Below are 15,518 nucleotides of genomic sequence, written 5' to 3'. Positions count from 1 at the left end.
GTCAGGCGAGGAATTCGGCGACGGCGTCGACGGCGGCGCGCTGGGCCCGGCCCTGCCCGGCCGGGGTGCCGCCGAAGGCGATGCCGCCGGTCCACTGGGCGTCGCCGGGGAACATGCCGAGACGGATGAGGTGGCCGGCGTCGTCGACGGACAGGTGCCGGTCGCGGCCGTCGCCGCGGCGGGCGAGCAGTGCGCCCGCCATGTCGGTGGACGGCCACAGCTGGTCGTCGGTGCCGGTGATGCACAGGATCGGGGCGTCGACCTTCTCGGCCCGCAGGTGGGCGGGGCCGGGTGCGTCGCGCAGTCCCGCGCGGTAGGCGTCGGCCAGGCGCAGCAGCGACGGCCGGTGCCGGGCGACGTCGCGGCCGGCCCGCCAGGCGTTGCGGATCATCTGCGGCATCAGCGCGGAGCTCGGCAGCGGCGCCCAGGGCTGGGCCTCGCCACCGAGGGTCCACGAGGGGGTGTCCGGGATCTCACCGTCCGGGCCGAGCCCCTGCCACGCGACGGAGCTGGGACTGATCAGCACCAGCGCCCGCAGCGGCGTGCCGTCGGCGGCGACGGCGGCGAGGAGCCCCTCGGCTCCCCGGGAGATGCCCACGGCGGCGATGCTGCCGATCTCGGGGCGGCCGGCGAGGTGGCGCAGCGCGCCGGTGAAACGCTCGAGCGGCACGTCGGCGACCTCGGAGTTCTCGTCGAGCCACGAGTAGGCGAGGGCGACGTGGCCGTGCGAGGCGAGGACGGCGATGGTGGCGCGCTGGGAGTCGACGCCGCCCTCGGAGCCGCCGACGCACAGCACCGCCGGCCACCCGCGGGGCGGCGTCGGGCCGTCCGGGCGGGCGAGCAGGCCGGGGCGGCCGTCGATGTCGAGGTCCTCGACGGTCACCCCCGGTGCGGCGTCGGCGCGGATCACCGTGCGTCGCGCGGTGTGGGGGCCGTCGGTGACGGTGAGCGTGACCGGCCACCGGCCGGGCGGGGGGACGAACAGGTCGGGCACGCGGTCGGGTTCGTCGAACCGCATGTCCCACAACGGTTCGTCGACGACGTCGACACTGCCGTCGTAGGTGCGGCAGGACCGCCAGCGGGCGCCGAACATGTCGGTGCCCTCCGCGGTGACGGTGATCGTCGCGTCGGGCCGCGATCCGGCGACGGTGAGCCGGAACGGTTCGTCGTGCCGGGACTGCCGCGGTGCGACGAGGTGGACGCGGGCGGAGTCGAGGTCCGGCGGTGGTGCGGCCGGGGATTCGGGTTCGGGGTGCGGGTTCGCGGTGGCGGCGAGCGCGGAGTTCGTGTCGAACCATTTGGGGAACAGGGCCGAGGCCAGCCCGGCCGCGCCCAGGACGACGAACGGGACGACCCAGTAGCCGACGACGGACAGCGCGTCGGTCTCGTCGCGGACGGTGGCGTCTCCGTCGACGATCGGTGGGATCAGCGAGGACACGGTCATCACGGCGAAGGCGGCGGCCCACATCCACGTCATCGCGGTGGTGACGTACCGGAATCCGCCGGCGGCCGCGGTCGCGGGATCGACTGTCTCGACGGCGTATTCGCGTACGAAGGGCCGTCCGGCGAGGATGCCGCCGAGGACGACGAGCAGCAGTCCGAGGTTGCCGATCGGTTGCAGCCAGCGTTCGAGGACGGCGTCGTCGAGGGTGAGTGCGGCGACGAGCAGCAGCGCGAAGACCACGACGGTGCCGACGTCGAGGGAGCGCCACGGCTTTCCGCGCATGCGCTGCACGAGCGGGCCGGCGGCGGCGAGGACGAGGGCTGCAGCCACGGCGGTGACGAACCCGGTGTTGCCGACGAGGATCCAGTACAGGATCCACGGCGCGAATCCGACGACGAGGGACATTCGCGGATTGTCTCCCGCCGCCGGGACGCGTGGGAGCTCTTCCGCGATACGCCTCAGGTCTTCACGGGTACGTAGATCACCGTGCGGATCTCCTCCGCGGGAGTGCCCGGCGGGCTCCAGTACTCCTCCCACGCGGTGCTCAGGTCGAGATCGTGGCCCTCCCGGGCGGCCCAGGCGGCGAGGGCCTCGTAGGTGTGCTCGAGCGTGTCGTAGGGACCGAGGTGGGTCTCGGTCGCGACGTCACCGGCGGGCAGGTCGACCGGGACCACGTGGCCGTCGCCGTCGACGGGGTCGGCGACCTCGAAGCCGGCGGCGCCGTCGAAGCCGTCCTCGGTGAAGTTGCGGTAGTAGGCGAAGGCCGGGCCGGACGGCGGCGTGCCCGCGCCCGCCAGGTATCGCTCGACGGCGCCGTACGCCTCGCCGATGTGTTCACCGATGTGGGCCAAGTCGGTGTGGAATTCCACGGCGGCCAGGTGCCTGGCCGGTGCGTGCACGATCTCGGGCATGCGTCCTCCCCTGTCGAAGCCTGTGGCCACGATAGGCGACCCACGGCACCGGTTCGTGAACTTTCGGTGGGCCGAATGTGACATCCGGTCGATGTGATCGAACCGGTGTGACATTCGGCCGAACCCGCGAGCGGTGACCGTGACAATCGTCACAGCGGAACACGGCCCGTTCACATCTCCCCCGCGACGGTGCGACGGGACCACCGGCCGCCGGCGGATGCCCGTTTCCTCCCGTTCGCGGCGTGGATGCCGGTCCGATACTGGGCAATTCGCATAGGCGGGAGCGCTCGCAGACCCGGCGGCCCGCCGCCCGAAAGATCAACTGCCCTAATGTTACTGCCCGGTGTTACCGGGCGGTATTCGCGAGTGCGACGGGACCGGAGCGGCGTCACGTCCGAATACCGACCCGTAATTCGCTGTCCGCCAACATCTTCCGATGAACAACGCCGCAGGAACCACCGAACTCGGCCTGCGAGGCCACAAAACGTGACAAACCCTCATGTTTCCTTCATGCTGTTAGCGGAAGGATCGTCCCCACCGGGGGGCACTCGGCCGTCGACGACGACGGTCCGCGGGACGAGGCCGACCGCCTGTCCGCCGACTCCCAGGCACCCGCCGGGACAGTCGGCGCACACGTCCGCACGCATACGCCGACACGAGGAGCCGACCGATACATGTTCTTGCTCGCGTTATCAACCCGTGACGCGGGCCTCGGCATCGGTTAACTTTCTTCACTCACTGGCGAGAAGCTTCGACGAGCGTCGCACGAGCGCGCACAAACCTGGAGAACGGTGGCAACGAGTATGTTCAAACGGATCGCGGTGGTCAACCGAGGTGAGGCGGCGGTACGCCTCATCAGAGCAGTCCGGGAGCTCAACTCCGAGCACGACTACGACATCAAGACGATCGCCCTGCACACGGAGGCCGAGCGGCGGGCGATGTTCGTCCGCCAGGCCGACGAGGACGTCACCCTGCGGCCGTCCACCACGGCCGCCACCCCCTACCTCGACCACGCCGAGCTCGAGCGCGCCCTCGTCGAGGCCAAGGCCGACGCCGTGTGGGTCGGCTGGGGCTTCGTCGCCGAGGATCCCGCCTTCGCCGAGGTCTGCGCCCGCCTGAACATCACCTTCATCGGCCCGTCGGCCGAGGCCATGCGCCTGCTCGGCGACAAGGTCGAGGCCAAGCTGCTCGCCGAGAAGGTCGGCGTGCCGGTCGCCCCGTGGTCGGGTGGACCGGTCGAGACCCGCGCCGACGCCCGCCGGCACGCGCAGGCCATCGGCTACCCGCTGATCATCAAGGCCCGCTCCGGCGGCGGCGGCCGCGGCATCCGCAAGGTGTACTCCGAGGACGAGCTCGAGCTCGCCCTCGAGCGCACCCAGGGTGAAGCCGAGCGCTCGTTCGGCGACCCCGTGGTGTTCATCGAGCGTCTCGTCACCGACGCCCGCCACGTCGAGGTCCAGGTCATCGCCGACGCGCACGGCAACGTGTGGGCGCCGGGTGTGCGCGACTGCTCCATCCAGCGCAAGAACCAGAAGGTCATCGAGGAGTCGGCCTCGCCGCTGCTGACCAAGGAGCAGGCCGACCACCTGCGCTCGGTCTCCGCCGACCTCGTGCGCGCCGCCGGGTACTGCGGCGCCGGCACCGTCGAGTACCTCTACCAGCCCGACCTGAAGATCTTCACCTTCCTCGAGGTCAACACCCGCCTGCAGGTCGAGCACCCCATCACCGAGGCCACCACCGGCATCGACCTGGTCAAGCTGCAGATCCTCGTGGCGTCCGGCGAGAAGCTGCCCGGCGACTGCCCGCCCGAGTTCGGCCACGCCGTCGAGGCGCGGCTCAACGCCGAGGACGCCGACAACGGCTTCGCCCCCGCCCCCGGCTCCGTGCAGCTGCTCAAGTTCCCGCTCGGCTCCGGCCTGCGCGTCGACACCGGCATCGCCCAGGGCGACGTCATCCCGCCGGACTACGACTCGATGGTCGCCAAGATCATCGCGTGGGGCCGCGACCGCGACGAGGCCCTGGCCCGTCTGCGCACCGCCCTGCGCGAGACCACCGTCGTCCTCGAGGGCGGCACCACCACCAAGTCGTTCCTGCTCGACCTGCTCGAGCGCGACGAGGTGATCTCCGCCTCCGCCGACACCGGCTGGCTCGACCGCACCGGCGCCGGCACCGCCACCGGTCCGTCGCGGGTCGCCGACATCGCGCTGATCGCCACGGCCGTCGACGTCTACGACGCCGAGGAGACCCACGAGCGCGCCGCGTTCCTCACCTCCGCCCGCGGCGGCCGCCCCCGCGCCGGGCACTCCGTCGGCCGCCAGGTCGAGCTGAGCTACCAGGGCCAGGCGTACGAGCTGCTCGTCGGGCAGGTCGGCCCGCACCGCTACCGCGTCGACGCCGGCAACGGCGAACTCGAGGTGGACGTCGACCGGCTCGGGCAGTTCGAGTCCCGGCTCGTCCTGGCCGGCCGCCGCCACCACGTCGTCTCGATCGCCGGCGCCACCGGCTACCTCGTCGAGGTCGACGGCATCAGCCACCAGATCAGCCAGGACGAGGCCGGCGTCGTGCGCACCCCCGCGCCCGCCGTCGTCGTCGCCGTGCCGGTCGCGCCCGGCGACGAGGTCGAGGCCGGCCAGACGCTGGTGGTGCTCGAGTCCATGAAGATGGAGACCGCGGTGCGTGCGCCGTTCGCCGGCCGTGTCCGCGAGGTCCTCGCTGTGGTCAACTCGCAGGTCGACGCGGGCACGCCGCTGCTGCGGGTGGATCAGATCGCCGAGGAGACCGTCACCGAGACCGTCGAGCGCGTGCAGTTCCCCGCGCCCGCCGCTGTCGTCACCGGCGACGCCGCGGCCGACGCGCTGGCCCGGCTCGACGCCCTCGAAGCGCTCGTCACCGGCTACGACGTCTCCGGCAAGCGCACCGCGACGCTGCTCGCCGAGTACGACCGGCTGCGCGGCGAGACCACCGAGAACTGCGACCTGGTGCGCGCCGAGCTGGCCCTGCTCACCACGTTCGCCGACGTGTGCGAGCTCTCGCGCAACCGCCCGACGCAGGACGAGGAGACCGGTGACGAGCGGGTGCACAGCCCCCGCGAGCACTTCCACGGCTACCTACAGTCCCTCGACGTCGAGGTCGGCGGCCTGCCCGAGAGCTTCCGGGCCCGGCTGGCGCAGGCGCTGCGGCACTACGACGTCACCGAACTGGACCGCACCCCCGAGCTCGAGGAGGCCGTCTACCGGCTGTTCCTCGCGCAGCAGCGCATCGAGACGCAGGTGCCGGTGGTCTCGGCGCTGCTCGAGCGCTGGCTCGAGGAGACCGAGGGACCGGCCGGCATCTCGCAGGAACTCAACGAGGTCCTCGACCGGCTCATCGTCGCCACCCAGGTGCGGTTCCCGGTGATCGGCGACGCCGCCCGCAACCTGCGTTACCGCCTGTTCGAGGAGCCGGTGATCCGCAAGGTCCGCGAGCAGGTGTACGACGGGGTCCGCGGCAGCCTCGCCCACCTCGCCGACAACCCCGGCGCCGCCGACCACGCGCAGCGGGTCGAGGCCCTCGTGGCCACGCCCGAGCCGCTGATCGACCTGCTCGCGCAGCAGATCGCCCGGCCGGAGACCGTGCCGGGGCCGCTGCTCGAGGTCATCACCCGTCGCGCCTACAAGATCCGCACGCTCGAGCAGGTGCAGTCCGACGTGCGCGGGGGCCGGCAGTTCGTCACCGGCAACTTCGACCTGCGCGGCACCCGCCTGTACCTGATCTCCACCGAGGCCCGGCACGCCGAGCTCGGGGCGGCACTGGACATCGTCGAGGAGTCGGCGGGCACCCTGCCCGGCACCGAGAACCTGGTGATCGACCTGTACCTCGCCTGGGACGACGCGCCCGCCGACGCCGACGCGCAGGCCGAGTCGCTCCGCGCGGTGCTGTCCGAGCGCGCGGTGACCGCCTCCGCCCGCCGCGTCACGGTGACGGTGTGCCACACCGACCGGGCCGAGGAGCACGTCTTCACGTTCCGGCCGTTCGAGACCGGGTACGCGGAGGAAGCCAACATCCGCGACATGCACCCGCTCACCGGTCAGCGTCTGGACCTGTGGCGGCTGAAGAACTTCGTCGGTACCCGCCTGCCGGCGAACCCGGACTCGTACCTGTATCACATTGCGGCGAACGAGAATCCGTCCGACGAGCGGCTCATCGCCCTCGCCGAGGTGCGGGACCTGACCCCGCAGCGCGACGAGACCGGCACGATCGTGGGGCTGCCCGCGTTCGAGCGCGCCCTGTCGAGCTGCCTCGACGCCATCCGCCGGTCGCAGGCCGGCCGCGGCAAGCGCCGCCTCGACGCGAACCGCGTGGTGCTGTTCGTGTGGCCCGAGGTGGACCTGAGCATCGACGACCTCAAGCGCGTCAGCCGTGGGGCGGCCCCGCTCACGGTCGGCGCCGGGCTCGAGGAGATCACCGTCATCGGCTGGTGGCGGGAGACCGCCGACGCCGAGGCCCGTGAGGTGGCCCTGCGGTTCTCGTACCGCTCCGGCGCCGGCGTGGTGGTGCGCGTGACCGATCCGCCGAAGGAGCCGCTGCAGCCGCTCGACGAGTACACCCAGAAGGTGCAGCGCTCGCGGGCCCGCGGCACCGTGTACCCGTACGAGCTGATCCCGCTGCTCACCGGCAGGAACGGCAGCTTCGTCGAGTACGACCTCGACGAGTCCGGTGCCGTGGTGCCGGTGCAGCGCCCGTACGGGCGGAACACGGCCGGACTCGTCGTCGGGCTGGTCACCACCCCGACGCCGCGGTACCCGGAGGGCATGACCCGCGTGGCGCTGTTCGGTGATCCGACGAAGGCGCTCGGCACCGTCGCGGAGGCCGAGTGCGCACGGGTCGTCGCCGCGATCGACCTCGCCGAGCAGCTCGGCGTCCCCGTCGAGTGGTTCGCGCTGTCCTCCGGCGCCACGATCTCCATGGAGTCCGGCACCGAGAACATGGACTGGGTCTCGCGGGCCCTGCGCCGCATCATCACCTTCACCCAGGGCGGCGGCGAGATCAACGTCGTGGTCACCGGCATCAACGTCGGCGCCCAGCCGTACTGGAACGCCGAGGCGACGATGCTCATGCACACCAAGGGCATCCTGGTGATGACCCCGGACAGCGCGATGGTGCTGACCGGCAAGCAGTCCCTCGACTACTCCGGTGGCGTCTCGGCCGAGGACAACTTCGGCATCGGCGGCTACGACCGCGTCATGGGCCCCAACGGTCAGGCGCAGTACTGGGCCCCGAACCTGTCGGCGGCGGTGGAGGTGCTCTTCGGGCACTACGAGCACGCCTACCTCGCCCCGGGCGAGCGGTTCCCCCGCAAGGCCGAGACCGTCGACCCGGTCGACCGCGACGTGCGGGTGTACCCGCACGTGCATCCGTCGAGCGACTTCACGACGGTGGGCGACATCTTCTCCGCGGAGACCAACCCGGACCGCAAGAAGCCGTTCGACATCCGCACGGTGATGCGTGCGGTGGTCGACCAGGACCACCCGGTGCTCGAGCGGTGGGCGGACATGGCCGACGCCGACACGTCGGTGGTGTTCGACGCGCACCTCGGTGGCAACGCGGTGACGGTGATCGGCATCGAGTCCCGCGCGATCTCCCGCAAGGGCTGGTTCCCCACCGACGGACCGGACCAGTGGACCTCGGGCACGCTGTTCCCGAAGTCGTCGAAGAAGACCGCGCGGGCGATCAACGCGGCGAGCGGCAACCGGCCCGTGGTGGTGCTGGCGAACCTGTCCGGGTTCGACGGCTCCCCCGAGTCGCTGCGCAACCTGCAGCTCGAGAACGGCGCCGAGATCGGCCGGGCGATCGTCAATTTCGACGGTCCGATCGTCTTCGTCGTGGTCTCCCGCTACCACGGTGGTGCCTTCGTGGTGTTCTCCGGTGCGTTGAACGAGAACATGGAGGTGCTCGCGGTGGAGGGCTCGTTCGCCTCCGTCCTCGGCGGCGCCCCCGCCGCGGCGGTGGTGTTCACCCGCGACGTCAATGCGCGCACCGCGGCGGATCCCCGGATCACCGAACTCGAGGCGCAGCTCGCTGCGGCCGAGGACGGGGAGAAGGCCCGCCTGCGGGTCGAGCTGGCGACGCAGCGCACCGCGGTGCGGTCGGAGAAGCTCGGTGAGGTGGCTGCGGAGTTCGAGGCCATCCACAACATCCAGCGCGCCCAGCAGGTCGGCTCCGTGCATTCGATCATCCCTGCGGCGGGTCTGCGGCCGGAGATCGTCGCCGCCGTCGAGCGCGGCATGGCGAAGGTGCTCGCGCAGTAGCAGCACGACCCTGAAAGGGCCCCGCACCGATTCTTCGGTGCGGGGCCCTTTCTCGTGCCCCGAGGAGCCCGTCAGCGCCTCGTGCCGGCCGTCCCGGTACCTTCTCCGCCCGGGGCGGCTGTGCGACGCCCTGGGGGTATCCGGTCCAGTCGATCCGCTCGCCCATGCCCCCCCCCCGGATGAGGGTGGTCCAGCCCGGGAAAATTCGAGACAGTGAGCAAGCTCACAGGTTTGGGAACACGGGTGCGCGGGTACCGGTTTTCACCGCACACGAGCCCGGGCCGGGCCGCTACATGCACCTTGTTGGCACTCGGTGCTACCGAGCGGATGCCGCCACCACCGACGCGGTCTCCACGCACGTCGTGTCGAATATCGTTGTCATGCAGTACATTTGGAATCTACCTGATCGAATCGTCGACAAACCGGCTGCATGTACGCCTCTGTCCTGACCACCGGGTAGTATCGCGCGCCATTTCGAACCACCCTCCGGCCGTGGCATTTTGTGGCAAAGGTCCCGGAACGGACATGCAGTCGGCCGGTACGCGGGCAAACGTCACGATGTGCGTGTAATAGATTGTAAGACAACACTATTCAATGTAATTAGCATAAGTCATTGCACGGCACAACATCTTTGTCGTAGGACATGACATGCGCGGCGCAATGCTGCATCATTGATGTCGACAGGGGAGAACGAGCGGAGCATCTACGTGAATTCGGTTGGCAGGGGCGAATATCGCGGAGCGTGCAGGGACGCTCACATCAGCAACTCGCGGTAGCAGCCACGCCGACCGGAATCCGGGCACCGCCGCTCGGGACACCGGTATCACCGGCTCGACACATCTGTACTCGACGGCATCCGTCGAGCTCGCCGCATTCGAGGGAGAACCGACATGACCAGCACCATCGAACCGTCGTCCCGTACCACCGCCGCCGGCACCAAGCTGCGCGGCCGCGTCGCATTCGTGACCGGTGGAACGCGCGGCATCGGCGCGGCCATCAGCCGCAGCCTCGCCGCCCAGGGCGCCACGGTGGCTGCCGGATACGGCCGCAACACCGCCCAGGCCGACCAGTTCCTCGCGGGCATGCAGGCCCACGGCCAGGACGGCGTCGAGTACAGCGTGCACAAGGGCGACGTCGCGAACGCCGACGACTGCCGTCGCACCATCGACGAGGTCATCGAGCGCCACGGCCGTCTGGACATCCTGATCAACAACGCCGGCATCACCATCGACCGCACGGTGCTGAAGATGGAGGACGACGACTGGAACAACGTCATCGCCACCAACCTCTCCGGCACCTTCTTCCTGGCCCAGGCGGCGCTGCGGCACATGCTCGAGCGCGGCACGGGACGCATCGTCAACATCTCCTCGGTCATCGGCGAGACCGGCAACATCGGCCAGGCCAACTACGCGGCGTCCAAGGCCGGCATGTTCGGCCTGACCAAGACCCTCGCCAAGGAGGCCGCGTTCGCGCTGGCCCGCTCCGGCAAGCTCACCCCGGACAGCATCGGCGTCACCGTCAACGCCGTCACCCCCGGCTTCGTCGCGACCGAGATGGTCGAGACCATCCCGGACAAGGTCCTCGACCGCATCAAGAGCACCATCCCGGTCAACCGCCTCGCCGACCCCGAGGAGATCGCCCGCGTCGTGCACTTCCTCGCCGCCGACGCCTCGTCCTACATCACGGGTCAGGTGTGGGGCGTCAACGGCGGACTGGACATGTGATCCTGCCTTCCCGGCTCCACGAACTCACCCTCGACTGAACGGCCCGGCACATGCAGCCCTTCGAAACGAACCGCCACGGGCGGATCGTCTTCCCTTCCAACTTCTTTCCCGACATCGACTTCTCGACCGTCACCGACGTCGAGCAGCTCGACTCCGTGATCCGCCGCGACTTCGACACCAAGGCGCCGACGGCCTCGGAGATCCTCGCCCGCCACACGCGGGGCGACTACCGCAACAAGGTCGAACTCCTGCGCGATGTCGCACTGAATGCGTACTGGGCCAACCGTTTCGCGCTCACCATGTTCGACAAGCGGCCGACCCGCTGGGCCGACGTGCCGCGCACCCGCGACGACCTGTACATGCCGGTCCTCACGCCGTGGCCCGATCAGGAGAGCAAGGTCGCCGAGGTGGAAGCCGCCTTCCGGCAGCTGCCCGCCGGCTGGGACGACGCCGCCGAGGACTGCATCTTCGAGACCGTCTTCGACGTCTTCGCCGCCCGCAAGCACGTCGCCGGCGCCCTGCCGACGGTCAAGCCGACCGTCGCGCAGCTCACCGCCGATCCGAAGAACATGACGCTGCGGCTCGGCAGCTACGACCCGAACTTCCGGGTCTACAGCTACGACGAGATCCTCGACTGCCATGAGGACGTCCCCGCGCTCGAGGCGCTGCGGCGCTGGTCCATGGTGCTGCACAACCAGCAGCCCTGGGACCGCAAGCAGGTCGAACTCGTCGAGGTCGGCCAGCTCCGCGACGACGACTACGTCGTGGTGTTCCACCCCCGGGACCGGCACGTGCAGCGGTTCATCTCGCGGGTCACCTCGGGCCGGACCGCGCCGGCGCCCCAGCGCGCCGCGGTCGAGCCCGTCCCGCCGGCCACGCCGTACCCGACGATCGACGTGCGCCGCGACTTCGCGGTGCAGCCGCGCATCGAGGCGCTCGCCGTCGCGCACGGTGACGTGGTGTGCACCAACGAGGACCTGATCCGCAACTCGGCGTACAACTGGTCGGCCATGACCGCCGACGAGGTGACCGCCAAGACCGGGATCGAGCAGCGCCGCTACACGTCGGGCTCGTTCTCCGAGCTCGCCCTGCAGGCGGCCCGCGCGGCCGTCGAGAAGGCCCAGGTCGGCCCGGCCGACATCGGGGCGGTGCTGGTGTGCACCTGCACCAGCGACCGGCTCATCCCCTCGCTCGCGACGTACCTGTCGGGCGAACTGGGCATCGCCCAGACGCATGCGTCGTTCGACCTGGTCGCGGCGTGCGCGGGACTGCCGTACGGGCTGGCCGAGGCGACCCGGATCCTGCAGCAGATCCGCCGTCCCGTCCTCGTGGTCTGCGTGGAGAAGTTCTCCGACAAGATCGGCAGTGTCCGTCCGTCCCGGATGATCTTCGGTGACGGTGCGGCCGCGCTCGTCGTCGGCGTCGCCCCCGAGGGTGCCGAACCCGACATCGAGTACCTGCAGACCTACGCGAGCGGACCCACCAGCGAGGTCAATTCGATCATCTGGCCCAACCCGGACTTCGACAACGCGATCACGGTGTACGGGCCGGAGGTCAAGAGCCTCGCGGGCCGCTACCTGGCGCAGATGCTCGACGAGGTCCGCGCCCTGCCCGGCCTCGACAAGGGCGAGTCGCTGCTCGACGACATCGACCTGGTCGTCCCGCATCAGGCGAACAAGACGATGATCATCGACCTGGCGGCCAAGGCCGGACTCGCGGCGGACCGGCTGTACTTCAACATCGAGAAGGTCGGCAACGCGTCGTCGGCGAGCATCCCGCTCGCGATCCACGACGCGGTGCGCGACGGCGTCATCACGGAGCCCGTGCGGATCTTCGCACCCGGCTTCGGCGCCGGGGCCGTCGCCGGCTACTCGGTGATGCGGATCGACCCGTCGGTCGTGGCGATCGCACAGTAGCCGACCCGGCTACCCGCTCGGCCCCCAGTCGTCCGCTGCTGCAATTGCAGTGGCGGACGACTGGGGGCCGAGCGGCTGTGCTCTGTCACGGCAACGTGCCGGCCCAGCCGACGAGCGCGTCCGCGACCTCGTGCGGAACCTCGGGGATCAGGGCATGTCCCGCGCCGGGAATCAGCACGACGGCGACCCGGTCGGCGCCGAACTCCTCCGTGAGCTCGGCCCGCGTCGATGCCGGGCGGAACACGTCGTCGCCGGCCTGCAGGTCCAGCAGCGGCGACGGGGCGAACGGCCACCAGGATTCCTTGTCGGTGATGGCCATCGCGCGGCGCTGCGCGACGATCGCCTCGGGCCACCAGCCGTCGAGCCACACCGACGGGTCGTGCCCGTCGGCGAAGAACACCGCCCGCAGGTGCTCGAGCCGCTCGGAGTCCGGCAGGGTCAGGTCGGAGCACTTGGCGACGCGCTCGGTGAGCGACTCCGGGAACCGGCGGGCACCCGCGGCGAGGATCGCGACCCCGCGCACCAGGTCCGGCCGATCCGTCGCGAGGACCCGCGCGACGTAGTGGCCGAAGGCGTGCCCCGCGAGGACGGCCGGGCCCGCCCCGAGCCGCTCGATCACCTCGGCGACGTCGCGGGCGAGGTCGTGCAGATCGAGGTCGTCGAGCGGACCGCGGCTCGTGCCCACGCCGCGGGGCTGGGGGCGGATCGCGCGGAAGCCCGCGGCGGCGAGATCGGTTGCGATCGGATCGAACTCGTAGGAGTCGCGGCCGAGCGACGGCAGCAACACCACGGCCGGACCGGTTCCGTCGACGAGCACCTCGATCTCCACGTCGCCGAATGCGACGGTGTGTGTTTCGCTCATGCCGACATCCTTCCAGCGCCGACGTGTTGCACCCGGTTCCGGTGCGTGCAGGGTGGTAGCCGATCGTCAGGCCCACGTCCCGCATCCGCGGCCGAGCAGATCATGCCCCGCGCCGAGGTCCGGCGGACCCCGATCGCCGTGATCTTCTCGATCAGGTACCGGCCGGCCCTACAGGTCTTCGCCGGCTCTCCCGGAATGTCGGATGCGGATCCCCGATCGATCCCCGCCGCGTCTCTTCCTCCGCACCACATACCGCGCGATCAGGGCTGCAACAAGACCTGCCAGAGTCACCAGGTGGACCTCGTCGACGGACAGCCCGTCGATGTTCGGCTGCAGCTCCTCCTCTGTCGCCCAGCCGAACCAGACTTCACTGACCGCAATTCCCGCAACGAAATACGCGATCGCCGAGACGAGCCACAGCCGTCTCGTCACACCTCTCCCCACGATCAGGTGCGCGATCAGTCCGAACCCCAGCGACATGGCAGCGAGCAGTCCCACACCCTCGATCCCCAGATCCCAGCGCACGACCAGCGCCTCCTCGCACACCGCGCCTTCTTGCGGGTCAGTCTCCTCGGCGGGGCGCAGGGAAGGTAGAGGCCGAGGCCCCGGGTCCACTGCCTTCGCGTCGCAACAGGATCACCGTGGACGGAATCCGGACGACGGGCCTACGGTGAACCCATGGGGGCGGCAGTCGAGGTGCGGGGACTACGCAAGCAGTACGGGCGCACGGTCGCCGTGGCCGACGTGTCCTTCCGAGTCGAGCAGGGGGAGATCTTCGGACTGCTCGGCCCCAACGGCTCGGGCAAGACCACCACCGTGGAATGTGTGCAGGGGCTGCGGCGTCCGACCGCCGGCAGTGTCGAGGTCTTCGGGTACGACGCCGTCACCGAACCGATGCGCGTGCGGCGCATCGTCGGCAGCCAGCTCCAGGATTCGGCGTTACCGGACCGCTTGCGCGTAGGCGAGGCGCTGCAGTTGTTCTCCACGATCAATCCGGGCGGGCCACCGTGGCAGCACCTGCTCGAGGAGTGGGGCCTGGCGGAGCGGCGTAAGGCCGCATTCGGTGAGCTGTCCGGCGGCCAGAAACAGCGTCTGTTCGTCGCCCTGGCACTGATCGCCGATCCGAAGCTGGTGATCCTCGACGAGATGACCACCGGTCTGGACCCGGCCGCGCGTCGGATCGCGTGGGATCTCGTCGCTGCCGTCCGGGACCGCGGCTCGACCGTGATCCTGGTGACTCACTTCATGGACGAGGCAGAGCGGCTCTGTGACCGTCTGGCCGTGCTCGTCGACGGCCGCGTGATCGCCGGCGGCACGCCGGCCGACCTCGTCGCCGCGTACCAGCCCGTCAAGCAGGTGCACTTCACCGCTCCCCCGGACACCGATCTCGACTTCGTCGGCACCGTGTCCGGCGTCGCGGCCGTGGACCGTGGACCCGACGGCACGGTCCGGGTCAGCGGCACGGGGCCGCTGCTCGCCCGCGTCGCCCATGCGCTCGTCGCGCGGGGCATCGAACCCGACGACCTGCGGCCCGAGCTGTCCACACTCGAGGATGCCTACCTCGCGTTGACGGCCGACCACGGTGCGGGTTCCGGGAGCGGCGGATGAAGACGTTCGCCGCGATGGCCTGGGTGGAGATCAAGCTCTTCGCTCGGGAACCGCTGACGGTGCTGTTCGTCCTCGTGCTGCCGGTGGTGATCCTGTACGTGCTCAACGGTGCCTTCAGCAGCCAGCGGGCCGATCCGACGGTCTGGGAGGGGCTGCGCGCCATCGACTTCTACACGCCCTCCTACGTGGCGCTGGTGGCGGCGACGGCGGGGGTGCTGTCGTTGTCGGTACACCTTGCGGGTTACCGGGAGCAGGGGGTACTACGACGCTTCCGGGCCTCGGCGATCGCGCCCGCGACACTGGTCGCCGCGCACATGGCGGTGACCGCCGCCATCGCCACGGCCGGGGTGATCCTGCTGACGGCCGCATCCATACTCGGCTACGACGCCCCGTTCCCGCGAAACCCACTCGGATTCGCCGCCGCCTACACACTCGTCACCGCGGCTTTCGCCGCACTCGGCGCGCTGCTCGGAATCCTCATGCCCACCGCACGCGCCGCCCAGGGCCTCGGGGTGCTGCTGTTCTTCACCTTCATGATGCTCGGCGGCGCCGGCCCGCCGCGCGAGATCCTGCCCACCACGATGGGCCGGCTCGGCGACGGCATCCCCCTCACCTACGCCGCGCGACTGCTGCGCGGACCCTGGCTGGATCGAGGCTGGGATCTCGGTGCGGCTGCCGTCATGGCCGGGTTCCTGGTCGTCAGCGTCGCTGCGATCGCGTGGCGGTTGCACGCCGAGGACACGCGCTGAGCGTCGGGGGCCTGCGA

At 70.4% G+C, this 15,518-nt stretch carries 9 protein-coding genes; 5 read left to right on the top strand and 4 right to left on the bottom strand.

Going from position 1 to position 15,518, the window contains the following annotated elements; all coding sequences use genetic code 11:
• Position 1 precedes the first annotated feature (1 nt).
• A complete protein-coding gene (locus F1734_RS09720; protein WP_017680488.1) occupies positions 2-1,849 on the bottom strand; it encodes an acyl-CoA thioester hydrolase/BAAT C-terminal domain-containing protein in 1,848 nt (615 codons plus the stop codon).
• A gap of 53 nt (positions 1,850-1,902) precedes the next feature.
• Positions 1,903-2,355, bottom strand: a complete 453-nt coding sequence (locus tag F1734_RS09715; RefSeq protein ID WP_010592333.1) for a GyrI-like domain-containing protein — start codon at positions 2,353-2,355, stop codon at positions 1,903-1,905.
• Positions 2,356-3,158: 803 nt separating this feature from the next.
• Here F1734_RS09715 and F1734_RS09710 point away from each other — a divergent pair.
• From F1734_RS09710 to F1734_RS09700, 3 genes are all read left to right on the top strand, one after another.
• Positions 3,159-8,642 carry an ATP-binding protein gene (locus F1734_RS09710; protein ID WP_203011837.1) on the top strand — a complete coding sequence of 1,828 codons (5,484 nt, stop codon included), beginning with the start codon at positions 3,159-3,161 and terminating at the stop codon, positions 8,640-8,642.
• 890 nt (positions 8,643-9,532) lie between these two features.
• Positions 9,533-10,366: a 3-oxoacyl-ACP reductase family protein gene (locus F1734_RS09705; RefSeq protein ID WP_054375000.1), complete on the top strand. Its 834-nt coding sequence runs from the start codon at positions 9,533-9,535 to the stop codon at positions 10,364-10,366.
• A gap of 50 nt (positions 10,367-10,416) precedes the next feature.
• Positions 10,417-12,282, top strand: coding sequence for a 3-oxoacyl-ACP synthase III family protein (locus F1734_RS09700; protein WP_119699576.1), 1,866 nt, complete (start codon positions 10,417-10,419; stop codon positions 12,280-12,282).
• 85 nt (positions 12,283-12,367) lie between these two features.
• Here the strand turns inward: F1734_RS09700 and F1734_RS09695 are convergent, their stop codons facing one another.
• Positions 12,368-13,144 carry an alpha/beta fold hydrolase gene (locus tag F1734_RS09695; RefSeq protein ID WP_203011568.1) on the bottom strand — a complete coding sequence of 259 codons (777 nt, stop codon included), beginning with the start codon at positions 13,142-13,144 and terminating at the stop codon, positions 12,368-12,370.
• A gap of 168 nt (positions 13,145-13,312) precedes the next feature.
• Positions 13,313-13,690, bottom strand: a complete 378-nt coding sequence (locus F1734_RS09690) for a hypothetical protein (protein ID WP_203011567.1) — start codon at positions 13,688-13,690, stop codon at positions 13,313-13,315.
• A gap of 132 nt (positions 13,691-13,822) precedes the next feature.
• On the opposite strand from F1734_RS09690, the gene F1734_RS09685 reads away from it, so the two are divergent.
• Positions 13,823-14,752 (top strand): ABC transporter ATP-binding protein, encoded by a 930-nt coding sequence (locus F1734_RS09685; RefSeq protein ID WP_203011566.1) that lies wholly within the window; start codon positions 13,823-13,825, stop codon positions 14,750-14,752.
• Positions 14,749-15,501 carry an ABC transporter permease gene (locus F1734_RS09680; protein WP_203011565.1) on the top strand — a complete coding sequence of 251 codons (753 nt, stop codon included), beginning with the start codon at positions 14,749-14,751 and terminating at the stop codon, positions 15,499-15,501. Before F1734_RS09685 ends, F1734_RS09680 begins: the two co-directional genes overlap by 4 nt.
• The last annotated feature ends 17 nt before the right edge of the window (positions 15,502-15,518 follow it).

This window comes from Rhodococcus ruber (genome assembly GCF_016804345.1).
GTDB classification, from domain to species: Bacteria; Actinomycetota; Actinomycetes; order Mycobacteriales; family Mycobacteriaceae; genus Rhodococcus; species Rhodococcus ruber.
Note: the sequence above shows the minus strand (reverse complement) of the source record. Positions and strands in the feature narration are given on the sequence as shown.